This is a genomic window from Pseudomonas sp. D8002 (assembly GCF_013385695.1).
Classification (GTDB): domain Bacteria; phylum Pseudomonadota; class Gammaproteobacteria; order Pseudomonadales; family Pseudomonadaceae; genus Aquipseudomonas.
Genome location: NZ_JACAPM010000006.1, coordinates 1 through 22,949, shown reverse-complemented (window position 1 = coordinate 22,949; position 22,949 = coordinate 1). Strand labels below are relative to the sequence as shown.

The window sequence follows — 22,949 nt, the reverse complement described above, 5'->3', positions numbered from 1 at the left end:
TCCCCGGCCGCAGGCTATCCAGCGGCCCTGCAACTCGGCAAAATACCCGGCATGAATTCCCTACCCGCCTGCTGCACCCCACTTGACGCCCATTGGCCGTTGCCCGATGCCTTGCCCGGCACGGTCTTGCTGAGCACCCGTTTTGACCCGGCCCTGCTGGCCATCGGCGATTTCCAGCGCAGCGCCGTGCCGCCACCCGCGAGCATCCAGCGTTCGGTGGCCAAGCGGCAGGCGGAGTTCCTGGCCGGTCGCCTGTGCGCCCGCGCGGCCCTGCAACAGCTGGACGGGCTGGATTGCGTACCGGCGATCGGCGAGGACCGCGCGCCGGTCTGGCCCGCGCACATCAGTGGTTCGATCACCCACAGCTCCGGCCATGCAGCGGCCATCGTCGCCCACAAGTCACAGTGGCGCGGGCTGGGGATGGACCTGGAGAACCTGCTGCCCCTGGAGCGGGCGGAACGCCTGGCCGGGGAAATTCTCACTCCGGATGAATTGCTGCGCATGGCCGCCGGGCCGCGGGAGCAGGTTGCGCAACTGGTGACGCTGACGTTTTCGGCGAAAGAGAGCCTGTTCAAGGCGCTCTACCCGATCGTGCAGAAGCGCTTTTATTTTGAGCATGCCGAGTTGCTGGAGTGGTCGGATACCGGCCATGCGCGGCTGCGGTTGCTGACGGACCTGTCCGCAGAGTGGTGCCATGGCAAGGAGCTGGAGGCGCAGTTTGCTGTGGATGGCGGGCAGTTGTTGAGCCTGGTGGCCGTCCAGGCCTAGACCTTCTCCTGATCCCGTGGCCAACTCAGGCTGAAACACGCGCCACCCAGATTGTTGCTCTTGCTGATCAACGCCCGGCCGCCGTGCCAATAGATGATCCGCCGCACAATGGATAACCCCAGGCCGTGCCCACCCGACGCGCGGGTCCGGCTGTCATCCAGGCGAAGGAACGGCGTGAAAATCCGCTCCCAGGCACTTTCCGGTACGCCCGGCCCGTCGTCTTCCACGTCGATGCGGCAACGCACCTGGCCCACCTGGTAACTGATCAGCACCTGCCCCTGGGCGTGGCGCATGGCGTTGCTCACCAGGTTTTGCAGGGCACGGTGCAGGTAGCGCGGCTCGGCCTCCACCCATGCATCATCCCAATGCGCCGAGGACAGGCAGATGCCCCGCGCCACGTTGATTTCCGGGCGCAGCGGTGACAGTTCATCAATCACCTGATCCAGCAACGCATTGAGGTCGACCCGCTGGAAATTCAGTGCCGGCGCCCCCTGTTCCAGCCGCGCGTAGGTGAGCATTTCGTCCACCAGGCCATCGAGGTCCTGGATGTCGCTGTCCATGCCCTCCATATACTTGCGCCGCGCTTCAGGCGTGGCCGCGTCGCCGATCATCTCCAGGCCGAACCGCAGGCGCGCCACCGGGGTGCGCAGTTCGTGGGACACCGCCCGCACCAGTTCGCGCTGAATTGCCAACAGGCGTTGCAGGTGCTCGGCCATGCCATTGAACGCTGCCGCCAGGCGCCCCACCGAATCGGCGCCGCGGGCCGGCACCCGCACTTCAAGGCTGCCTTTGGCGATGCGCGTGGCGGCGGCTTCCAGGCCACTCAAGCGCCGCTCCAGCTGGCGCACCAATAAATAGACGATCAAGCCGATCAAGGTCAGGCTGATCAGCGCAATCAGGATCAGCCATTGCGCCGGGTACGGATTCATCTGATACAGCGGGCCGATTTCCAGGACCCACGGCGTGCCGACCATGCCGGCAAATACCCGGATCGAATCCCCACCCTTGCCCAGGGCCATCACGGTATCGCCTTCGGACACGCGGCGGCGCTGGTCTTCGTCCATATCGGCCTGATTGAGCATCACCAGGTGCATCTCGAAACCAAAGCCCTTGGCTTCCTTCAGGTCTGCGAGTTTCTGCGGTTGCTCCGCCACCGGGAAACGCACCAGCTCATCGGCCAGCAGGTAGATCGTCGCGCGGGCCAGTTGTTCGCTGATTTGCTGCACTTCACCGGTCAGCAACAGTTGCTCCTGGTCACTGACCAAGCGCAGCACCCTGGCCGCGTGAGGCCCGGTTTGCTCCACCAACACCTGGCCGCGTTGCAGACGGGTACGCTGGGTCAGGTCCAGGTGCGCCTCCGCCACGGTCTGCAATTGCAGCGGGATACCCAGCAAGCGCTCCCACACTGCCAGGGCACGGCGGCGCTCGATGGCACTCATGGGTTGCAGGTTGTCGCCCATCAGCGCGAAGGTGCCGTGGGCCAGGCGCTCGCGGTACTGGCCGCTGCGCACTTCATTGAGCAGGTGCAAGGCCAGTACGCCGAGCAACGCCACCAGAATCAGCGCCGCGCACATGCCGCCGTAGATGCGCAGGAAGATTGAGTTCACGGCGTCAGGTCAGCCGCAGCTTCGGGGACGAACAGGTAGCCTTTGCTGCGAATGGTCTTGATCAGGCGTGGGTGGATCGGGTCGTCGCCGATTTTCGGGCGGATACGCGAGATGCGCACGTCGATGGAGCGGTCCTGGCCGTCATAGCCAATACCGCGCAAGGCGGTGAAGATTTCTTCCCGGGACAGGATCCGCCCGGCATTCACCACCAGCAGCCACAGCAGGTCGAATTCGGCGCTGGTCAGTTCGATGCCGCCCTCATGCAGCCAGGCTTCACGCAGGGCGTTGTCCACCACCAGCGGGCCGAATTGCAGGCGCCGCTGTTTTTCGGGGAGTGCCGGCTCGACGCTTTCGCTGCGCCGCAGCAGGGCCTGGATGCGTGCCAGCAACAGGCGTGGACGCACGGGTTTGCACACGTAATCGTCGGCGCCCATGTCCAGGCCCAGCACCTGGTCCATGTCGTCGGTGCGCGCGGTCAGCATCAGGATCACCCCGTCGTAGCGCTCGCGCACCTTGCGGCAAATGCTCAGGCCGTCTTCACCGGGCAACATCAGGTCGAGGATCACCAGGTCCGGCTGCTCGGTGATGATCCGCGCCGCCGCGAGGGCGCCATTGCCTTCCACCGACACCCGCAAGCCGTTGCTCTCCAGGTAGTCACGGGTCAACTCGGCCAGTCGCTCGTCGTCCTCGACAATCAATACCTGCCAGGCTTCTTGCTCCATGCGTTACCTCGGTTCTAATTATTGTAGGGGCGGGTTTGCCCGAGAAAACTCGAGGGCGCCGCGCTTATTCAGGTTTCCAGCGTCATCGTTGACGTCCTTCGCGGGCAAGCCCTCTCCTACAGTTGTCATGTAGGCGAGGCATAAACTGTATGGATAACCGCCGATTGTAGCAACGGGCAGGCCCTCTGCCACAAGCGCGCAAATGGGTTCGGACATCGTGTTTTTTTGTGATAGGGTTCGCGCCCGCAAAAATCCAACCGGTTGTTTTTACCTCGGAATATTCGGTGACAAACGGCGCAATGCAGCAGTACTGCGGCCTACACGGCCATTCCACGTTTCATACACATTTTACCCACAGCGTTATCCACAGGTAGTCCGTTGCTAAGCCCCCCAAAACGCATTATCTTGTAGGTCGTCGCCAAAAAAACCCTACATGTAGGGTTTTCAGCGAAAAGACCAAACACAAATCAGACAAGAAACTCAAGCTCTTTCTTGCCCCTGTTTGGTGAACTTAAGCCTTTTTCAGAAGACCAAACCGCGCACGCGGATGGCAGCCGTTTTCTGCCCCGATCAGGCGAAAACGGTACGGGTGTTGCAGTACGAAACTGTCACCCACCAGGAATACGGTAAAGAGCCCCAAGGCTTGTAACCGAAGACTTCGGCATGGAAGCGGCGCGAACAGCTCCCTTCCTCCTGTCCCGAAGTTGTTATGCCAGGCCCCTGGCCTGTTGTAAGTGCTTCAGGACGGAACGGTGGGCACCGTGATGGTGCCCAAATAAATATAGAATGTGGAGACAACCCCCCATGCAAACCGACACAACTCGCGAGAACCCGCAGGGCTCCGTGCCGCAGGCCGCTGATTCGAACCTGGATCTGTCCGCCACCGCGCCCGGCCAATTGCGCGTGATCAAGCGTAACGGCACTGTCGTTCCTTACACCGATGACAAAATCACCGTCGCGATCACCAAAGCGTTTCTTGCAGTTGAAGGCGGCACCGCTGCTGCCTCGTCGCGCATCCACGACACCGTTGCCCGCCTGACCGAACAGGTCACCGCAACCTTCAAGCGTCGCATGCCATCGGGCGGCACCATTCACATCGAAGAAATCCAGGACCAGGTCGAACTGGCCCTGATGCGTGCCGGCGAGCAGAAAGTCGCCCGCGACTACGTGATCTACCGTGACTCGCGCGCCAAGGAACGTGCCGTACGTTCCCCGGCCGAAGAAGCTGCCGTACAAGCTCACCCGTCGATCCGCATCACCCTGGCCGACGGTACGTTTGCACCGCTGGACCTGGGCCGCCTGAACACCATCATCACCGAGGCCTGCGAAGGCCTGGAAGAAGTCGATGGCGACCTGATCCAGCGCGAAACCCTGAAGAACCTGTACGACGGCGTGGCCCTGACCGACGTCAACACCGCACTGGTGATGACCGCCCGTACCCTGGTCGAGCGTGAGCCGAACTACTCGTTCGTCACCGCGCGCCTGCTGATGGACACCCTGCGTGCCGAAGGCCTGGGCTTCCTGAAAGTCGCCGACAGCGCCACCCACCACGAGATGGCCGACCTGTACGCCAAGGCCCTGCCGGCCTACATCGCCAAGGGTATCGAATTCGAATTGCTGAACCCGATCCTGGCCACCTTCGACCTGGAAAAACTCGGCAAGGCGATCAACCACGAGCGCGACCAGCAGTTCACTTACCTGGGCCTGCAAACCCTGTACGACCGTTACTTCATCCACAAGGACGGGATCCGCTTCGAACTGCCGCAAGTGTTCTTCATGCGCGTGGCCATGGGCCTGGCGATCGAAGAGAAGCAGAAAGAAGACCGTGCCATCGAGTTCTACAACCTGTTGTCGTCCTTCGACTACATGTCGTCGACCCCGACCCTGTTCAACGCCGGTACCCTGCGTCCACAGCTGTCCAGCTGCTACCTGACCACCGTGCCGGATGACCTGTCGGGCATCTACCACGCGATCCACGACAACGCCATGCTGTCCAAATTCGCTGGCGGCCTGGGTAACGACTGGACCCCGGTGCGTGCGCTGGGTTCGTACATCAAGGGCACCAACGGCAAGTCCCAGGGCGTTGTACCGTTCCTCAAAGTAGTGAACGACACCGCCGTAGCCGTGAACCAGGGTGGCAAGCGCAAGGGCGCTGTATGTGCCTACCTGGAAACCTGGCACATGGACATCGAAGAGTTCATCGAGCTGCGCAAGAACACCGGTGATGACCGTCGTCGTACCCACGACATGAACACCGCCAACTGGATCCCTGACCTGTTCATGAAGCGCGTCTTCGATGACGGCAAGTGGACCCTGTTCTCGCCATCCGAAGTACCGGACCTGCACGACCTGACCGGCAAGGCTTTCGAAGAGCGCTACGAGTACTACGAAGCCCTCACCGAATACCCGGGCAAGGTCAAGCTGTTCAAGACCATCCAGGCCAAAGACCTGTGGCGCAAAATGCTCTCCATGCTGTTTGAAACCGGCCACCCATGGCTGACCTTCAAAGACCCGTGCAACCTGCGCAGCCCGCAGCAGCACGTGGGCGTGGTCCACAGCTCGAACCTGTGCACCGAGATCACCTTGAACACCAACAAGGACGAGATCGCCGTTTGCAACCTGGGCTCGATCAACCTGCCGAACCACATCGTCAACGGCAAGCTGGACACCGCCAAGCTGGAACGCACCGTGAACACCGCCGTTCGCATGCTCGATAACGTTATCGACATCAACTACTACTCGGTACCCCAGGCGCAGAACTCCAACTTCAAGCACCGTCCGGTCGGCCTGGGCATCATGGGCTTCCAGGACGCGCTGTACCTGCAGCACATTCCTTACGGTTCGGACGCTGCAGTCGAGTTCGCCGACAAGTCCATGGAAGCGGTCAGCTACTACGCGATCCAGGCTTCCTGCGACCTGGCCGACGAGCGTGGCGCCTACGAGACGTTCCAGGGTTCGCTGTGGTCCAAAGGCATCCTGCCGCTGGATTCGCAACAGATCCTGATCGAGCAACGTGGCCAGAAGTACATCGACGTTGACCTGAACGAATCCCTGGACTGGGCGCCGGTACGTGCCCGCGTGCAGAAAGGCATTCGTAACTCCAACATCATGGCCATCGCACCGACCGCCACCATCGCCAACATCACTGGCGTGTCGCAGTCGATCGAACCGACCTACCAGAACCTGTATGTGAAATCGAACCTGTCGGGCGAATTCACCGTGATCAACCCGTACCTGGTTCGCGACCTGAAAGCCCGCGGCCTGTGGGACTCGGTCATGATCAACGACCTGAAGTACTACGACGGTTCGGTGCAGCAGATCGAGCGCATCCCGCAAGAACTCAAAGAGCTCTACGCGACCGCCTTCGAAGTGGACACCAAGTGGATCGTCGACGCCGCCAGCCGTCGCCAGAAGTGGATCGACCAGGCTCAGTCGCTGAACCTGTACATCGCCGGCGCATCGGGCAAGAAGCTCGACGTGACCTACCGCATGGCCTGGTACCGTGGCCTGAAAACCACTTACTACCTCCGTGCCCTGGCTGCCACCAGCACCGAGAAGTCGACCATCAACACCGGCAAGCTGAACGCTGTTTCCAGCGGCGGCAACCACGGTGATGATTCGGTTCTCGCCGCACCTGCCGGCCCGGCGCCAGTGCCTAAAGCCTGCGCGATCGACGAGCCGGATTGCGAAGCTTGCCAATGACAGCCAGGTTCAAATAAACGTATACATTAAGCTTTAGAACTCCATAACCCCCTGATAAAACAGGGGGTTTTTTTGTTTACAGAAAAATACGAAGTTTCTATACTCCCGCCATGCTATCGCAGGTTCAGGGAACGTATACATTGAAAGCCATCCGAATCAAATCCTTCACCGCCACTGATGGCCTACCTATGGCCGTGTTGGTGGATGAGGAAGGCAATCCCCCCTTCTTACCTAATGTCTATGCAACCGTTCGATACCGGGGCAAAGGAGCCGCGCTACCGACTACAGAAAAAGTCCTTCGCACCATCGGCATGGCCTACATGTGGGCACATGCTCGGAAGATCGATATCCACACAGCGCTAACGTCGCAGGCATTTCTGTCATTGGAACAATGCGAAGACTTGGCCAACTTTCTGCGAATGAATAGGGCTGCGCAAGATCTTGAAGTCCAGGCGGCAGTCGTAGCAAAGCCGCAGAAGATTATCCGACTTGAGCAAGTGCGCGGCAGCATGGCAACAACTCAGTCGACCAGCCAGAGCTCAGCAGCTGAGGGCGGCTATAGAATCCAGACGATAGTCAGATTTCTTAATCACCATCATCAACGCCTATGTAACCAGGTGCTGACGAGCGATCAGCAGAATCTGAAAGAAGCCCGAGAGATGGCAATTCAGAGACTCCGCTCTCTAGCTCCAAGGTCGGGAAATCCATCACAGGGAGACCCTGTAGAGGGCCTCCCTGAGGATGTAATGATTCATGTAGAGGGTGTATTCACACCTGGATCTGCTGAAAACCCGTTCAAAGAGGGTTTTATCCAAGCCCGGAATTTTTTGATCTACAGAATGTTGTCGGATAACTCCCAGCGGCGTAATGAGTTAAGACACATCCGTGTTGAAGACGTTGACTACGCCCGAAAGCGGGTACAGGTTCGAGTTTCAAAAACGCGCCCACGTAAATTAGCGATCTCCCAAAAAACCACCGATCTTTATCGTGAATTTGTTAGGGATTACTGGAGCAAGATACCTGTGAAGAAGCGCGCTCATGGATATCTGTTCATCACTAGATCCGGGAATCAGATGTCAACGTCAGCTATTAATCTGATTTTTGAAACTGCGCGAAAAAACTCAAAATCGATACCGAAATTCTTCGCACCACACACCATGCGTAGGACATGGAATGACCGATTGAGCAGGAAGATTGATGCCCTACCGCCTGAAAAGCGTATGCCCCCCGAGGAAGAAAAGAAGATCCGTTGTCTTATCAACGGGTGGTCAGAAAACTCAAAAATGGCTTCGAGGTACGGAGCGAGATCAATTCGAGAGAAGGCAGATCGAATTGCGGAAGAGTTAGCAAATGAAATCGCAGGCAAGGCTTAAAATGGCGCACAACGTAAAAAACTTACTAAATGCTACCGATGCAAACTTAGAAGTAAAAGAACTTAAAAAAGAGATTGTGCTCCTTGATGGTCGAGTTGTTACTGTCTCATCAGGGACTAAACTTGCCATACTCGACAGGGATGGCAAGTCGTGCCCAGTATATTTTGACATATTAGACGAGCGAAATTCTTTTCACGGCAGTCTCTTTATCTGTTTATCCAGCACCCTCAGCACACACAGCCTTAGCTACAACTCCACTATCAGCAAAGCTCTAAGCGCCTGGTTTACGCAAAAGAACATTGGACTTTGCGAAAACATAAGTCTTGCAGAAGTTAGTACAATCTTAGATATCAAGCCCTCTTACAGAGCCTTTATCATCCCAATACTGCGCAGAGTAAAACAACAATCACTTCCCGGCCTCTCGGAAGAAGTTAAAGACTTTTTAGAAAATGATTACAAGTGGGAGCAAAAAGGGGGCGGCTCGTACTACACTCTGATTACCAATGACCCCGAGAAAGGCGCACTGACAAATCAGGAACTGCATAATATTCATCATGCGTTAAACCAAGGGTATGCAAGCAATCACGTCTCTCTATTTGCTTTTACTTTATGCTGGTTTTTTATTGGAACGGGTGTTCGCCCCGTTCAAATCCGTCGCATGAGACGAAGTGATGTAATTATTCACGATAGGTTAGGCATGGAGGTCACCCTCAGAATACCGCTAGCTAAGGGACAGGGGATAATTAAAGATGAATATTGGATCAGAAAGGCTCCAACAGTTTTATCTGAATGTTTGATTAACTATTTGGATTTGTACTTCCCTACGGAAAGCCCTAAGGATGAAGCTTTATTTCGAGGTTCACCTGGAGAGCTGAGCTTACTAATAACTGATACTCTGGCGGCACTGCCTACCTTCTCGGAACGGCTAGAAGGCCCAATTCACATCACCCCATACCGTTTTCGTTACACCATGGCAACGCGCGCGCTAGCTCAAGGTGCATCTGATGCTGAGGTAGCAAGACTGCTTACACACCGAAGCACCTCTTGTATTAAATTTTATAGGGCATCAATGCCTGAGCTCCAAAAGCCGATACGACAAGCGCTAGGAAAGGAAATGGATTACTTCGCCAGTGCTTTCCAAGGACGTCTAATTGATCATCTGGGTGAGGCTAGTCGTGCCGGAGATGACGAATGCGTTATCGCTGATTATCTGAGGTTAACTGGGGAGGCCTTGGGTGCTTGCGGTACTCGCGCGGAATGCCATCAGCACGCACCCATTGCCTGCTTGTCATGCCCATATTTTGAGCCGTTAATCAACGCCCCCTGGGAAACCTTGATGGTGACGTTGATCGAAGATCAGAAAGTCGAGACAGAGCCACGAATTCAACAGATAAATCATAATGCTATGTCTGCGATTCAACAGATCATGACGGTACGAGATAGTAGGACGGCTGAGGTAGTAATCTCACATGGTTGATATTGTTCATTTCGCAGGAAAAGCGGGAGTGGCTGCGGCCACCAACCTGGAAAAATTCATCCTACATGCAAAGGTTAACACACCATTCACAAGTATTTGTTGGGAAGATAATAGCTGGAATATTACTAGCTTCAACATCGGTAAAAACCAAGGCAAGACAAAGAAGATTGCGCACTTCAAATCACTGCGCGATCCTTCCCGCAACAAGTCAACCGTCATAATTCCTTTTTCGATGCCGTTTCTTGAATTTGCAAAATCGGCATTCAGCGAAATCATGCGACGCTTTCACCTTCAAGAGTTCAAGCGCTATCTGTATGCCATGCAAGCGATTGAGCAAGCCCTCCTAGACTCAGGCAAGCCCGCGTGTGTCACTCAGGTGGATGCAAACATTCTGGACGACGCAGCAAGCTTGTTACAGCTCCGCTTCGACGATGCATGGAGCGTAGGTCGTTGCTTAGAGCGGCTAACGACTCAAATCATTGCTCCAGCAAAATTGACACCCGTACCACTCGATTGGGTATCTCCAATTACTTATAAACAACCTATCCGTGCTGATCGTGTAGCCCCGAAGAATAACGACAAAGTCGTTAGCCGTCTTCCTAGTGTACAGACAATTCTAGACCTAGCTGAAATTCATCATACAAGCAAGCATATCCCAGACCGTGTTGTAACTTCGTTCGTTACGTTGGCAATGTTTGCTCCTAGCCGGGGCTCTGAGATACTCACTCTTCCTGTGAACTGTATCCGACATGTACAAGGCGAAGAAGGCCTCATGATGGGTATTGCATGGGATCCGGCTAAGGGTGGGATGCCGCTAACTAAATTCGCGGCGTCCGAGCAGTTTGAAAAGCTTGCAACTGAAACAGTCGACTTTCTACTTGATCTTGGCGCGTCATCTAGAAGGGCGGCTCTTTGGTATGCCGAGAATCCGGGGCAGCTTTACCTGCCTGATGATATGAAGCACTTAAGGGGGCAGCCGATAACTCTTTATGAGGCCTCTAAGATACTGGGCAAACCTACTGAAATTCAATCCAGCCACGCGTCTCGGTTTGGGCTTGTGAAGATCGATGGCAAAACGAACATTTCATCTCGAACTGGAGCTGCTGGGCGGTATTGGGCGAGCCTTTTTGACTTCGCCTCACTTGAAAAGGTCGTCCTGGCAAAACTCCCAGAAATATTTCCAATTTTAGACGGGTCGACAGGACTTAAATGGCATCAGGCGTTGTTTGTATTACCTGAGAACATTATTAACCCTATCGCAGAGACACTTCACAATGTTCCGTCAGTATTCAGCATTAACCAAATCAACAACCAACTAGGTGCCAACCCTGCCGGAGTTACAATTTTCTCCCGTCATGGAAAAACAAACAGGGACGGCAGCCCTATGGCTATAACCACCCACGGATTCCGTCACCTTTTGAACACACTTGCTCAAAGCAAGCACTTGAGCGAGTCTCTAATCGCCTTTTGGTCGGGGCGAAAGAGCGTAATGCAAAACAAATGGTACGACCACGTGCCACAAGAAGCCTTCATCGAAGCGTACCTAAAACTTGGCGACAACATTGGTGGCATTTCTTCCGGTGAAGCGCTGAATGAAAAAGTTCAAGGGCTTATCGCCAGCCACGCATTGACTGAGCATGAGGCAATGGGAATCGAGCTAGGGTCAATCAGCGTAACTCGCTTCGGTCTCTGTAAGCACCCTTACGCTCTGACTCCCTGCCCTCTAGATAAAGACTGCTCTAACTGCTCAGAGCACGTTTTCGTAAAGGGTGATAAACGCCACCGTGAGGAGGCTGAATTCCAATACAACATTCACGCCAAGGCCGTTGCAGCCGCTACAGCCGCGCTTGAGGGTGGTGAGCCAGGTGCAGCACGCTGGCTGAAGCAGAATCATCCCCGTATGCAGCGCTGGGCTCTCATATTGGAGAAGATGAACGATGAAACGATCCCTAATGGAACCATGATCACCCTCCCCCCACCTGAGAATACTCAGTCCAAAACCGGATTGGCTCATGCCGTCAGAATGATAGCTACAGATGTAAATCACCCGGTAGAGGTTGATCCTACAGATGAAGCTGAAAACGCTCTTATGTCGATGGGGTTCTTCTAATGGGCGCACCTAAGATGTCCGACTCGATGATCAATCAGTCGGTATTGATGCTGGACGGTTGGTCAGGAAAGCTGACATGGGATCTGTATCTAGAAGCTCTATCTGTTGATGTAGGTCATCGATACACCAAGGCAGCAATGTTGAGACATGATCGAATTAAAGACGCTTGGAATCATGCGAAAGATCGATGCAGGGGTTCAGATGAGGGCTCAACCAAGCCTCCCGAAATAGCGCTCATGGATACTCGACACAAAGAACTGCAAGAGCGCGTACAACGCCTTACTCGCGAAAACAACAAGCTGCTGGAGCAGTTTGTGCGCTGGGCTCATAACGCTTCACGGCGGGGTATGAGTTTGGAGGATTTGGAGCGACCGTTGCCTTACGTCAAAACCAAAGAGCTTTCGTAAGGAGAGGCCATCCACGTGTGTGGCCCGCCCCACTAACCCGCTGGTTCCTTGCATTGATTCCCCGGTTGACTGCGGAGATGCGTCAACCGGATTGATTACCTACCAGTCGATCTGCAAACGCTGTTTGCTCTAGGTTCTGATGCTCGCCGCTGACCTGCGGCTATCGGGTGAGGCTATAGCCAGACCATGCCAAATACATTTAGGATCAGACCGTCCCGATCAGGAGAGTGGGTGTAGCAATGAATCTAACTGTTTTGGGTTCAAAGCTGTCTCGGTATCGCGAGCAGCTCGCGATGAGCAAGGAGGAGGTAAGTGCGGTGACCCGCATCCCCCTTGAACGCCTGCTGTCAGTTGAAGCCGGCTCCCAAGCGCCTACCGGTGACGAAGTGCTTATCCTGGCAGACCTCTACCACTGCAACTTCAAATTCTTCATCTCGAACGAGCAACTCGCCCCCTTTGAACAGACCGAAATCCTGTATCGCAGGCACGGCGCTGAATTCACCAAGGATGATCGTAGATCTGTGCAGGAATTCCTGTACCTCTGCGAAACAGAGGACTTCTTGATGAGAGAGCTGAATGCAAAACAGCTCGAGTTTCCCGCGCCCCAGGCTTTTGGGCATTTTAAAAATGATGGGATCCGAGCGGCTGAAGCCTTTCGCCGCTTCAACCAGCACGCTAGCAATGCCGTCCCTCGGGATGTGTATCAAGAGATTCGCCAGACCGGCGTGCACGTATTCCGTCGGAAGCTTGGCAATTCCAACATATCAGGGCTCTTTTTAGCTCACCCTACCGCTGGAAAGTGCATTCTGGTCAACTACAGCGAAGACGTATACCGGCAACGGTTTAGCGCCGCACATGAGTTTGCTCACGCTCTTTTCGACGCCAAGAGTGGCCCCAGTATCACATATGCCCGCGCGGCTAACGATGATCTTGTAGAAGTGAGAGCAAACGCCTTCGCTTCCCGGTATTTAATGCCTCCAGAATTCCTTCGACAGCTCCCTGATCCAGAACAATGGACGCAGGCAAATACCGAGCATTGGGCTCATCAATTGCGTGTCAGCTGCGTAGCCTTGGGCATAAGCCTGAAGTCCGAGGGACTTATTAGCGCGCTAGCATTGCAGCGGATAAAGTCTTACCGCGTGCCGAGAGAACTAAAGATTGATCCGGAATTACCGGCTCAGTTGACGACGCATCAGCGTGAACGAAAGGCCAGGTTACTGGAGAAGGGACTGTCTGATAGTTACGTAGCGCTATGTCTGGACGCTGAGAGTCGTGGCGTCATAACCCAGGGGCGTCTGGCTGAAGCCTTGCTTTGTGACTTGGGAGGGCTTCAAGAGTTGCTCAGCCTTTATGGAAGATCCCCCAATGGCCATTGACCCGTCCCGCTTCCATTTGATCAATGTGACAGACACCTGTTCGGTATGGAATGTACTATCGTCTGGAACGTTGTACCGCGCTGCGCTGGCTGCGCAATGCCACTTCTGCGTCACGGAATTCGTGAACTACGAGTGTCTAGTAAAGCACCGCACATCACCAACCGACGCTAGCCGCGAGCTGCAGCGTCGACTAATTGATGCACGTGAAAAGGGCCAGTTTCCGGTACATGCTTGCAGTCTCGATGATCTTCAAGCCATCAGTAGGTTGGAAAACCTTAGGCGTCTTGGAAAGGGGGAGTTGTCCTCTATCGCATTCGCCATGAGTCGTGGTTTAGCTGTGATGACCGACGATCAGGGTGCTAGAAAGCTTTCTGCGGCAGCGGGGAGCCATCCCACGCAGACGACTCCGCACCTGCACAGCTGGCTGATTTTTTTTCGAAAATTGGATGACGCAGATCATTCCAACGTGATTACACAACATATGAGCATGGGGGGCTGTATTGCGCCTCACCTCGCAGACGCGTACGGCTTAGCTTTGCAGTGCGCTCGGAACGCGCATTCTCCTGAACCTAAGCAGGCTTAGCGTAAGTGTCGCTAGCTCAGTGGATCGCCAGGGTGGATGTAGGCAAGCATCCAAAGAGTTCTTCGCCTAGCTCTCTCAATCTTGCGGAGTTCATCGCAGGTCATTTCAGATTCTTCCTGGTACAGCCGTGCGGTGGTTATGGCGTATGCCTGGTGTGAACCGAGCCACCGCTGAGCTGTTTCTCGGCTCTTTGGAGGCTGCGCTTACGATTATCGCGAGCTGAAACTGAAGGCTTGCCCTCTCGCACGCCTCCTATCGGCGCTCTCTGCTAGGTCAATGGAGTAGCATTCTTAGGACGTTTTCTCGCGTCGGGCTAGCTTTCGTCGCGACTCTATTATAAATTAAGGATGCATTCTGACTGATTACTGACAGGAGAAAACATGATAATCACTAATAGTGGCTGCCAAGAGTAATTTTCTTGGAAAAAAAAGGGCTCCTAATGGGGCCTTTTTTTAATGTCTGAAAAGGAGTTCCCATGAATAAAAAGCCTACATTTACGCAAGGCATACTGATTGCCTCTATTTTACTTTTAATCGTTATCGCAATTTTCAGGAAATCTGGCGAAGCAATAGGCTTTCTTGCAAAACAAGAGCTTGACGAATGGGTTTATTTCTTTATTTTCAGCGCAATTTCTTCGCTTATCATACTAACCCTATACCGAATAATCTCTGAAAAATATCAAGAGACGAAAGTGGGGATTAAGTATATCGCCTATAGTTTTTTCTTGGTTTCGATAAGCACCTACCTAGTTCTTAGATACCAAGGAGTCACGAAGGATTATCAGACCTCACTTGCCCTTTTCGCAAGTTCCTCGCTGCTTGGTGCAGGTTGGTGGGTGCAAGCCACGATAAGCTCTGCCGCTGCCAGAAAAGCACACACAGTCAACACCATCATGAGTCATCGATATAGCGAGCTCTTTTTCAAAAGAAACGATAACGCTACTAAAAATTTCCCACCCAGACGTTCAGTTCACCCAACGCTGGTTGACTACGCGAACAACCCTAGTGACAAGAAATTCGTCCACGCTGAGATTCCAGAGCACTATGTACAAGCAGTAAGGGACTTCAACTACGTCTTGAATTTCTATGAGTTCATAAGTGTAGGCGTTATTAGCGGAGACTTTGAGGAGCGTCTCGTAAAAGAGTGTTACGAGGAGATCGTCACTGGCCTTGAGAAACGCGGCTATTACGCTATCAAATCCCATCAACGCCTTGATGGGGAGGGTATTTTTTGCAACCTAATCAAGCTGGTTGATCGTTGGAATACCGATGGATCATTGACTACAAGGGCAAAAAACAACATGCCGGTTGAACCCTACGACATGTATCCCTCTCAGGAGGTTATCGACAAAATGTTGAATGCCAAACTAACAACGAGTCATAGCGAGCCTCAGCACGAAGCAACGCCAATCCGTCCTGCGACTAACGGCTAAGCACAATTATATCGCAGGGCTTGAGCGAGCCCTGCCCCTGGCTATAATTAAGCGTCTTCGGCGTCTAACGCGGCCCACTCATCAGACGTATGTGCTTTACAAAGGTTTATCGTGTCGTGCAAGTTATCCCTACTAAATACCGTGCTAGGTTTAACAAACCCGTCCGCTACCATTTTTGTAAATAGATTTTCAGAAATAAGAAACCCCTCAGTCTTTAGCCTATCCAGCAGAACTTTATTAAAGTCTTGTTCGGAAGGTTGGACTAAAAACTGATTGGAGCCCAGCACATGTTCAACAACGCTAAGCGTGTATGCCTGAACTCGATCTAGCTCCTTTGATTCGTAAGCAGACCTACCGCCATAACAAACTATCTTCGTAGTCATGATCACCCCAAATTTTTGCAATGAGCTGCAGCTCTATGCTATCAGCCATCTCTCACGATAGACGTAGCGACGAAGCTTTTCTAGGAAGATGCGTGTTTTTTTCGTATTAACCGATTGCGAACTATCCCTGAAACCAAAAATCACTTTCTAGCGTTAGCGCTCTTGGCCTCACGGGCACCGATGCCGGTCTCGAACAATGGTCGTGGCAGCCGCTCTCTTGTTTCTGATAATTTCAGATCTATCTCACCACGTACAATTGATGCAGCTATTGCGTGCCGCCGATGGAGTATGAATAGCGTGAACTGAGCCACGTCTCGGCCCTTTGAGCGCTTATCTTGGACGCCTACGTGCTCCGCTTGCCTGGAGCTATCTAGCGCGGCACATACATGGCATTGAAACATCCAAAAGAGTCTCCTAGGGCGTGAGCTCAATGCCCCTCTCCTGCCGCGCCCTTGCGCTAGCAGGAGTATCCCAGTAGCAGGCGCCAAAAACCACACAAGCGCGTCAGGTCAAGAGATCTGTCAGCTCGACAATGCGGTATGTGTACTCGTGGCGTTCGCTCTCTACTGTGTCAATTCGCAGTATTTCTTGCCCTATTTCCAGGGGGCGATCCAACACTTACTGCAGATTGGTTGAAGCTGGTTGATGGTTATGGCGTAACGCCTTGGTGGAAGGCTGTCGTGAACCGAGCCATGGCCTACCATGTCTCGGCCCTACGGGCTGACATCCCGCACGCCTGCGCGCTCCGCTTGCCTGAGTCTCCGGCGCATTATTCGGTCGCAGCGCACGGAGAGGCTGAATGCGCCGGGAGGCCAAACGGTGCAAAACATCTTGCGACTTAGCCATGCTCCACTGAGGGCCATCTTCATGATGTCGCCTCATTATCTCGCATCCATTTTCTCAGGACGGTATTAGAACCTTTTTTAATTCCATTGCTCCTTTTTTACCCGAGCCAGTCAAATACCATCTTTTCTGATTTTTGGCATTTACTCCACGTCTTACAAAATTCATTTCCTGAAGGGCAATCAAAGCTTCGTTGACAAGTTCAAGTTTCAACTCAAGCTCTTGAGCTAGACCTGTAGCCGACCTCATTGTGTAAGGGCCATCAAGGAGGTGGATCAGAACTAGCTTGGTTGTATGGTCTAATCCGGCGAAAACCTCTTGGTCTTTTGAACTCAGTGGCCCAGCCTCCGGCTCCATGGAGCTCTCCGTCGCTTCCAAGGCCGACTCCGCTTTGGTCTGTGCTGCTTCAACTTTCTCCTTCACCTCTCTAAGCTCTTTAATTACATTAGCACTCATTAGGCGGATGAATTTCTGGGCGGATATCGATGCTATTAGGCAGAACCCAATGAGGATGAGATATTTAGTAGAGTCAAGCTCGCTATTGCTCAGAATCTCTTGAAGCAAAGTGCTGGATATAGTGTTGAAAAAAAGAGGAACCATAAGCGCAGCGCAGATGCCCAGCAAAACGTTTTTCCCTACGTTCCATCCCCAGCTTCCACCGTAAAGCAGATGGCCAGCGAAACCTCCAACCGCACCAGTGCCAACGAGCGTCCATAAAACCAATGCGAGCATTTTGCCCTCCTTGCGAATTTTTCGTTTTGTAGTGGCTTATTGGCATAGTGCTTGAAGTGCTGATCTTGATACAACCCATCGCGTGGATGGCGTAATGGAATCAGTCAAGGAAAATGGGCGATTATGGCGAGTCGCCTGCCGGGAAGGGGGGCCGTGAACTGAGGCACAGACGAGTCAAACTCAGCCCTCCGGGCGCTCATCCCGCTCGCCTGCGCGCTCCGCTTGCCATTCCTGCCAGGCACGTGATCACCTGCCTTCGGTTCGAGCGGTTGCACAAGCTGTGCTACACCCATACTTCAATGGACTCATCGCTTTCGCATAGCTGAGGGTAGGTATCCACCCCTCTGGTAGTTCAAGCTTCGAACAAAGCACGGCATGCGTTCATCAAAGCGGTTGCGTCATGGAGAGCTCGGTGGTGCCTAGTCGTGGGCAGTAGGCGATAAATGTCACTGGCAGCCTCCCGACCCACAAACACTTCCAAAGGCTTCAACTCGAAGGTCGGCGTCAGGTCTGCTGCTTCGTAGAGGATATCGAGCCAAAAAACATCTTGAGGTGAGTCGCTGCAAAGCACCTGCCCTGAAAACAGCTGATTCATTCGTTCCGCCACGGTGGGTGGGGCATCACCTTCCTGAAGTAAATGATCCTGAGTGAGACCATGCATGTCTTGCGCATCGAACGACCAGTGCGTCCAATAGCGGGCTGGCTTTATCAACGAACTGAACCAGGTTTCATTCGACACGACAGCCACCTCAATGGGATAGCTATCTGGGGCTATCCCTGATGCCTCGAAATCGATAAAAAAAGAAGGCCGTTCCACCTTGCTGCTCCTGTTTGAAGGTTGCGACTGTCCCTGCACAGCCTGGGAAAGACGGTCTTGATAAGCATGAAGCCGCCCCTAACAAACGGCGGGAAAGTCGTAAGGGTATGCTCGCAAGATACTGATTTCTCGTCGGAAAACCAAAAAACTTACCCTTCACAACCTTGACCAACTGCACCCCATGGTCTTCATTTCTCGCAATCACCCAAGAGAGATGCTGGCATGACCTTTTCATCCTCGTTTCGCCCCGATAGCGCCCCCGTAACACTCGATGACACCTTCAACTACCTCATGTTGAGCTCTCTCCATTGGAACGACGCCGGCCTCTAGGTGATGACAATAGCAGCCAAGCAACGCTTCGCCGTCCTGGCCCTTCGGACTTCTATCCTCAAGCCTGCGCGCTCCGCCTGCCTAGTTGCATAACAGATCAGAAGTCCCCCCAAACAGGAGTTGCCATAGCTCCGCGAGAGGTCACTGATGCAACAGTCACCATACGTAATACATCGCGAAATCCTCCTCAACGGCATGTATGGAACAGCCTATCTGCTGCAAGAGCTCGTCCTTTATCAGCTTGATCCCGGTAGGTACACATTCGACATTGATGAGCATCGCGGAGGGTTCGACAGCGTCCATCTTCAGATCTATCAGGATATGAAGCAGTGGTACTGGGACAACGGCCCATCAAGCGCTGGCTTCAAAGACGTCGCCGAGGCACTTCAAGATAGGTACACCAGGCAAGCTCAAGAGAATCTAGAGGAGCTGTATCTCCTCCGAGCGATGCAGCCAAGCGATTTTCCTGCTGAGCCTGGCGAGATACCTGCAGACTCTCATAGGCATGCAGTTGAGCGAGCTGAGCTGCTTCACAGGGAGTATGTCGGCAAAGGATTCATTGACGAGTGCACATTGCCAGCAGCCCACCCATTCTGATCTCGAATCAATCAGAGGCGAGGCCGGCGATGGCATGGTTCTTTTGGAAAGACAAAGGGCCTGCCTGGGTACAGGCAGAAGAACGAGAATTCATCAAAGCGGTGAACAGCCTGCAAACGCTTCAGACAACACCAGGAGGCGGCATGAGGATTGATCCTGAAGAACTCAGAGATCAGATCCTGGCGTCACGAGAACGGTACAAAAGCCTGGTGAAAAGATAGCGGTATCTAAGCGATGGCTTGATGAGGAAGATGTGGCGTAAGGAATTAGCACCTAGACTTCATCCTGCGTCCTATGGAAGGGACAGTCTCAGGAGATCACATGCGCATAATCATTAAATATCAAGACGGTAAAGGCTGCATTACCGAACGGGAAATCTCGGATCTGCAAAAGGAAAACGATATTCTCATTGGCGCGTTTTGCCACACCCGTGATGAATGGCGATCATTTAATGTAAATCGAATAATTCATGCGGTAGCTCGAGACACGGGAGAGTTGATTAACCCGTATAGGCTTGTGCCAGAGATGAGTGACGAGCAGTCTCTGGACTCGCTGACCTGGAAGTACCGACAGGCTATCAAGTCGGTGAAATTTTTCTGTCTCACCACTCGAGGATTCGGTAAGCGCGAGCGCCCTCGGATCGTCGATTTCGTCAACGTCCTAGTGGGTACATCACAGCACTCCGGAGAAGATATCACCGAGTGGGTTAACAACCTGTGGTGCGCAGACCTTTATCGATACCGCGATGGTGACGTTGATGAGTACAAAGGGCTGCTACAGCAAATCCCTTACTCACTGCTCGACCAATGTCGGGAGTGCGCGCTGAAGATAATCGTGGGCTCAGGCCGGAAATCCGAGAACCCCGACTGGTTGCAGAGAATTGATGAAGAATTCAGCTCTCACCCCGTAGTGCGAAACCCGATCATCCCGGCGTTTGACCATGATCGAGGGAGTGAATAATGAAGCTTTTACGGGACGCACGAACCCTTAAGATCAAAGCTGTCAGTTCCCTTCGTATCGGGATGCAGTCCTTCAATAGCTTTGACGACGATGGCCGTATCACTACCGTATTGCTCCACCTTCAGCACGCCTGTGAAATGCTGCTCAAGGCAGTCCTTGTTCAGAACAAGGCCAAAGTATTCGATAAGGTTACAGGGCGCTCAATTTCGTTCGACAAAAGCCTTGGGCTTTGCATTGCCCACTATGGTCTGACTCAAGAAGAAGCCGGTGTGATGCGCGCGGTGGATAGTCTGCGTGATGCTGCCCAACATTGGTCGGTGGTTGTTGCCGAAGACTTGCTTTACCTCAACACTAGGGCGTTGATAACGGCATTTGATGCCTACCTGCTCCGAGCATTAGATATTAGCCTGATTGATAACATTCCGGCTCGCGTACTGCCAGTGTCGACTATGCCGCCAGGTGATTTTGAGTTTTTAGTGGACAGGGAATACAACCTGATTAGGGATTTGTTGGAGCCGGGAAGACGTCAACGTGATGAAGCACGTGGCCGTATACGTTCAATGCTGGCCATGGAATCCATCGCGGTGGAAGAAGTAGAAGTATCCGAGCGCGATATTGATCGGGTAGAAAAGGCAGTGCGTGGCGGCCAAGGCATCAATGAAGTGTTCCCCCGTCTTTCGATGGTGGGCACTCGTACTGACGGCGAAGGCGTGAACTTGGTTGTTCACTTCACGAAAAAAGTAGGTGCGCCTGTACGATATATCGGCGGAGATGACCCAGCAGAGGCTGCGGCAGTGCGTGAGTTAGATCTACAGAAAAAATTTCATCTTGGAGCAGCCGATCTCGCGAAGAAGGTCGGGCTTTCCCAACCTAAAGCCAAAGCGCTACGAGCACATCTGGGCATAGACGAAGATTTGAAGTGCCGTAACGTATTCGAATTTGGATCGACTCGTATTCCCCAGTTTTCGGACAACGCCTTTACGCTGATGCGCGATGCCTTAGCCAATCTGGACATCGAAGAAATATGGCGAGCACGGAAGCGTTAGTCTAAAAAAACACCTCTCAGAGCTATCTGGCCGCTCTATCTAACAGGCCCATCGGATATGACCGCAAGCTTCCGCACTTCGATAAAAAGTTTCCACTGACATCAAAGCCTCCGCGCTGGCAAGCAATATATGAAATCGATAGACGTACTTAGCTCGTACTGCATGTGCTCAAAAACTCTGTCGAGACTTGGATGAGCTCTCGATTCTCGCAGGGCATTCACTGACCTCAATAGCTCCCGCCCTTGAGCCACCGGCATTTGGATATCGCAATACACGGTGTCATCGCTGTCTCGTTCCACGTCTTTTCTCCGTCTGCATCAATCCAGCTTGGGCTTACTTCTGGCAGCTCTGTGTGCCTCGAGGTGCTGCATCTCTGATTCCCAACAAGCCAGGAATTTATACCAGTCCGCAGCGTAAGGCCCATCTAACAATCTGGTCGACCCGATACTCGCCTGATTGAAGCGCTCCCTCCAGGGCTGGGGGATAGTCTGCTCCAAAATGATGTCGATTCCGGAGTGGTGATACTGCACGGTGACACAATCCCGAAGCTGGTTGAGCTCAAATGCCTTGTCAGCATGAGGGGAGTCTTTTCGCTCTTGAAGTTCAAGGTCATCAAGAATGGATAAGGGATCGAACGCCTTCGAATCGCCTGGAGATATGTTCGCAAGCATCCACAAAGCCTTTCGTCTCTTGGCCTCCAGTTCGCGGAGTTCATCGTCGGGCATTTGAGTTATCTCTTTTTGGCGTTGATGGCGTGCCGCCTGCGGCGTCAGGCTGCCGTGAATCGAGCCCCGCCAAGGCGTGTCTCGCCCCTGCGGGCTCGCATCCCTCACGCCTGCGCGCTCCGCTTGCTTGGTGTCTGAGCCTATGTGAAGCATAGATCGCAATGCATCCTACCCTCATGATTCGGAGCTCGGCATCGCTATTCGAAGCGTTCTGTTATCGTTCTAAAAGTAATTTAGTCGCTCTTATTCATCAGCCTTCTGGGGAGCCGGGAATGGACACAACTCGACGCGTACCAGGCAGAGCCTACCAAACGGTTCGCGATCCCGAGCGTCTGCTCATTGAAGAGCGCGCCGAAGCTCTATCTGCTGCAGGCTACCCGCTGCCAGATGATGATCCGGCTATGTACGCTGAGCAATTGTTGAAAGAGGCCAGAGCGGCAGCTCGTTCGTCGCAGCTAGATGGCGCTGCCGAAGAGGCTCCACTCTCAGCGCGAGAGGTCAGCCAAGTGCTGAGGGAGGTAGCTCTTGGGCGCCTAATTATGGTCAGAGCCTGCGAGAGGGGATGGGAAGAAATTTATGCGGAGCGCTTCAAAGTTAATGTCGAAGGTTGGCGAATATCTATTCATAACGACCGCGATGAGCTGGGCTACTGCGAAGAGTGCATAAGCCCTGACGGACGGCGCTGGTCTTTAGACTCGGGAAATCGCTTTGGCACAGATCCCATTGCTATGCTGAGCACATGGGAGCATCAAACGCTTGAGCGTCTCCTGAAGGCGATTTAAGTGGGGCACCCTCCGCCACCCGCCTCTTTAGACATTTACGCAGGCCTGCCAGGCTGCTAAGACGACTTCCGTGCTCAGATATTTGTCTTTCGTCCTGTGAGTTACAAGGTACTGCCGACTAGGAAGTTAAGAGCTGCCGCCCCCCCCATTTTTAGCATCAAGGAAGAAAATGAAATA

At 53.5% G+C, this 22,949-nt stretch carries 19 protein-coding genes; 13 read left to right on the top strand and 6 right to left on the bottom strand.

Translation table 11 applies throughout. The annotated features are described in order from the left end of the window. Positions 1-51 precede the first annotated feature (51 nt). On the top strand, positions 52-768 hold the full coding sequence (locus tag HX807_RS03380) for a 4'-phosphopantetheinyl transferase (protein ID WP_177049244.1): 717 nt from the start codon (positions 52-54) through the stop codon (positions 766-768). On the opposite strand, the gene HX807_RS03375 is transcribed toward HX807_RS03380, so the two are convergent. Together HX807_RS03375 and HX807_RS03370 are read right to left on the bottom strand one after the other, a co-directional pair. Beyond that, a complete protein-coding gene (locus HX807_RS03375) occupies positions 765-2,375 on the bottom strand; it encodes an ATP-binding protein (RefSeq protein ID WP_008435298.1) in 1,611 nt (536 codons plus the stop codon). The two genes, HX807_RS03380 and HX807_RS03375, sit on opposite strands and share 4 nt — an antisense overlap. Then, positions 2,372-3,097: a response regulator gene (locus HX807_RS03370; RefSeq protein ID WP_003214236.1), complete on the bottom strand. Its 726-nt coding sequence runs from the start codon at positions 3,095-3,097 to the stop codon at positions 2,372-2,374. Before HX807_RS03370 ends, HX807_RS03375 begins: the two co-directional genes overlap by 4 nt. A gap of 804 nt (positions 3,098-3,901) precedes the next feature. On the opposite strand from HX807_RS03370, the gene HX807_RS03365 reads away from it, so the two are divergent. The 7 genes from HX807_RS03365 (at position 3,902) to HX807_RS03335 (ending at position 15,557) form a co-directional block, all read left to right on the top strand. After that, positions 3,902-6,799: a ribonucleoside-diphosphate reductase subunit alpha gene (locus tag HX807_RS03365; RefSeq protein WP_008435294.1), complete on the top strand. Its 2,898-nt coding sequence runs from the start codon at positions 3,902-3,904 to the stop codon at positions 6,797-6,799. 140 nt (positions 6,800-6,939) lie between these two features. After that, positions 6,940-8,172, top strand: coding sequence for a site-specific integrase (locus HX807_RS03360; protein ID WP_256349367.1), 1,233 nt, complete (start codon positions 6,940-6,942; stop codon positions 8,170-8,172). Next, positions 8,150-9,649, top strand: a complete 1,500-nt coding sequence (locus HX807_RS03355) for a site-specific integrase (RefSeq protein ID WP_177049243.1) — start codon at positions 8,150-8,152, stop codon at positions 9,647-9,649. Before HX807_RS03360 ends, HX807_RS03355 begins: the two co-directional genes overlap by 23 nt. Further along, a complete protein-coding gene (locus HX807_RS03350; protein WP_177049242.1) occupies positions 9,642-11,759 on the top strand; it encodes a hypothetical protein in 2,118 nt (705 codons plus the stop codon). The genes HX807_RS03355 and HX807_RS03350 overlap by 8 nt, the downstream gene beginning before the upstream one ends. A gap of 14 nt (positions 11,760-11,773) precedes the next feature. After that, positions 11,774-12,166: a hypothetical protein gene (locus HX807_RS03345; protein ID WP_177049241.1), complete on the top strand. Its 393-nt coding sequence runs from the start codon at positions 11,774-11,776 to the stop codon at positions 12,164-12,166. Positions 12,167-12,405: 239 nt separating this feature from the next. Further along, positions 12,406-13,542, top strand: coding sequence for an XRE family transcriptional regulator (locus HX807_RS03340; protein WP_177049240.1), 1,137 nt, complete (start codon positions 12,406-12,408; stop codon positions 13,540-13,542). A 1,058-nt stretch (positions 13,543-14,600) separates the two neighbouring features. Further along, entirely contained in the window at positions 14,601-15,557 is a 957-nt protein-coding gene (locus HX807_RS03335; protein WP_177049239.1) for a DUF4760 domain-containing protein, read from the top strand. Between the two features lie 1,283 nt (positions 15,558-16,840). On the opposite strand, the gene HX807_RS03330 is transcribed toward HX807_RS03335, so the two are convergent. Together HX807_RS03330 and HX807_RS03325 are read right to left on the bottom strand one after the other, a co-directional pair. Beyond that, positions 16,841-17,515 (bottom strand): YEATS-associated helix-containing protein, encoded by a 675-nt coding sequence (locus tag HX807_RS03330; RefSeq protein WP_177049238.1) that lies wholly within the window; start codon positions 17,513-17,515, stop codon positions 16,841-16,843. 352 nt (positions 17,516-17,867) lie between these two features. Continuing rightward, on the bottom strand, positions 17,868-18,332 hold the full coding sequence (locus tag HX807_RS03325; protein WP_177049237.1) for a hypothetical protein: 465 nt from the start codon (positions 18,330-18,332) through the stop codon (positions 17,868-17,870). A gap of 477 nt (positions 18,333-18,809) precedes the next feature. Between HX807_RS03325 and HX807_RS03320 the strand changes: the two genes are divergently transcribed. From HX807_RS03320 to HX807_RS03305, 4 genes are all read left to right on the top strand, one after another. After that, positions 18,810-19,259 carry a hypothetical protein gene (locus tag HX807_RS03320; protein WP_177049235.1) on the top strand — a complete coding sequence of 150 codons (450 nt, stop codon included), beginning with the start codon at positions 18,810-18,812 and terminating at the stop codon, positions 19,257-19,259. 29 nt (positions 19,260-19,288) lie between these two features. After that, the gene (locus tag HX807_RS03315; protein WP_177049232.1) at positions 19,289-19,480 is read left to right on the top strand and encodes a hypothetical protein; all 192 of its coding nucleotides are present in this window, start codon (positions 19,289-19,291) and stop codon (positions 19,478-19,480) included. A 100-nt stretch (positions 19,481-19,580) separates the two neighbouring features. Next, positions 19,581-20,219 (top strand): hypothetical protein, encoded by a 639-nt coding sequence (locus HX807_RS03310; RefSeq protein ID WP_177049230.1) that lies wholly within the window; start codon positions 19,581-19,583, stop codon positions 20,217-20,219. Then, complete coding sequence (locus HX807_RS03305; RefSeq protein ID WP_177049357.1) at positions 20,216-21,265, top strand: hypothetical protein; 1,050 nt, start codon at positions 20,216-20,218, stop codon at positions 21,263-21,265. The genes HX807_RS03310 and HX807_RS03305 overlap by 4 nt, the downstream gene beginning before the upstream one ends. A 101-nt stretch (positions 21,266-21,366) precedes the next feature. On the opposite strand, the gene HX807_RS31905 is transcribed toward HX807_RS03305, so the two are convergent. Together HX807_RS31905 and HX807_RS03300 are read right to left on the bottom strand one after the other, a co-directional pair. Further along, the gene (locus tag HX807_RS31905) at positions 21,367-21,564 is read right to left on the bottom strand and encodes a hypothetical protein (protein ID WP_371316447.1); all 198 of its coding nucleotides are present in this window, start codon (positions 21,562-21,564) and stop codon (positions 21,367-21,369) included. 18 nt (positions 21,565-21,582) lie between these two features. Further along, positions 21,583-21,990, bottom strand: coding sequence for a hypothetical protein (locus tag HX807_RS03300; RefSeq protein ID WP_177049228.1), 408 nt, complete (start codon positions 21,988-21,990; stop codon positions 21,583-21,585). 272 nt (positions 21,991-22,262) lie between these two features. Here HX807_RS03300 and HX807_RS03295 point away from each other — a divergent pair, with 272 nt between their 5' ends. Then, positions 22,263-22,772, top strand: coding sequence for a hypothetical protein (locus HX807_RS03295; protein ID WP_256324234.1), 510 nt, complete (start codon positions 22,263-22,265; stop codon positions 22,770-22,772). Positions 22,773-22,949: the final 177 nt, after the last annotated feature.

What these genes read in the sequence shown, in the direction of transcription:
- HX807_RS03345 (WP_177049241.1), top strand. Translation starts at nt 11,774, where the DNA reads ATGTCCGACTCGATGATCAATCAGTCGGTATTGATGCTGGACGGTTGG.
- HX807_RS03335 (WP_177049239.1), top strand. Translation starts at nt 14,601, where the DNA reads ATGAATAAAAAGCCTACATTTACGCAAGGCATACTGATTGCCTCTATT.
- HX807_RS03310 (WP_177049230.1), top strand. Translation starts at nt 19,581, where the DNA reads ATGCGCATAATCATTAAATATCAAGACGGTAAAGGCTGCATTACCGAA.
- HX807_RS03330 (WP_177049238.1), bottom strand. Translation starts at nt 17,515, where the DNA reads ATGCTCGCATTGGTTTTATGGACGCTCGTTGGCACTGGTGCGGTTGGA.
- HX807_RS03300 (WP_177049228.1), bottom strand. Translation starts at nt 21,990, where the DNA reads ATGCCCGACGATGAACTCCGCGAACTGGAGGCCAAGAGACGAAAGGCT.
- HX807_RS03320 (WP_177049235.1), top strand. Translation starts at nt 18,810, where the DNA reads ATGCAACAGTCACCATACGTAATACATCGCGAAATCCTCCTCAACGGC.
- HX807_RS03340 (WP_177049240.1), top strand. Translation starts at nt 12,406, where the DNA reads ATGAATCTAACTGTTTTGGGTTCAAAGCTGTCTCGGTATCGCGAGCAG.
- HX807_RS03365 (WP_008435294.1), top strand. Translation starts at nt 3,902, where the DNA reads ATGCAAACCGACACAACTCGCGAGAACCCGCAGGGCTCCGTGCCGCAG.
- HX807_RS03370 (WP_003214236.1), bottom strand. Translation starts at nt 3,097, where the DNA reads ATGGAGCAAGAAGCCTGGCAGGTATTGATTGTCGAGGACGACGAGCGA.
- HX807_RS03355 (WP_177049243.1), top strand. Translation starts at nt 8,150, where the DNA reads ATGAAATCGCAGGCAAGGCTTAAAATGGCGCACAACGTAAAAAACTTA.
- HX807_RS03380 (WP_177049244.1), top strand. Translation starts at nt 52, where the DNA reads ATGAATTCCCTACCCGCCTGCTGCACCCCACTTGACGCCCATTGGCCG.
- HX807_RS03350 (WP_177049242.1), top strand. Translation starts at nt 9,642, where the DNA reads ATGGTTGATATTGTTCATTTCGCAGGAAAAGCGGGAGTGGCTGCGGCC.
- HX807_RS03295 (WP_256324234.1), top strand. Translation starts at nt 22,263, where the DNA reads ATGGACACAACTCGACGCGTACCAGGCAGAGCCTACCAAACGGTTCGC.
- HX807_RS03315 (WP_177049232.1), top strand. Translation starts at nt 19,289, where the DNA reads ATGGCATGGTTCTTTTGGAAAGACAAAGGGCCTGCCTGGGTACAGGCA.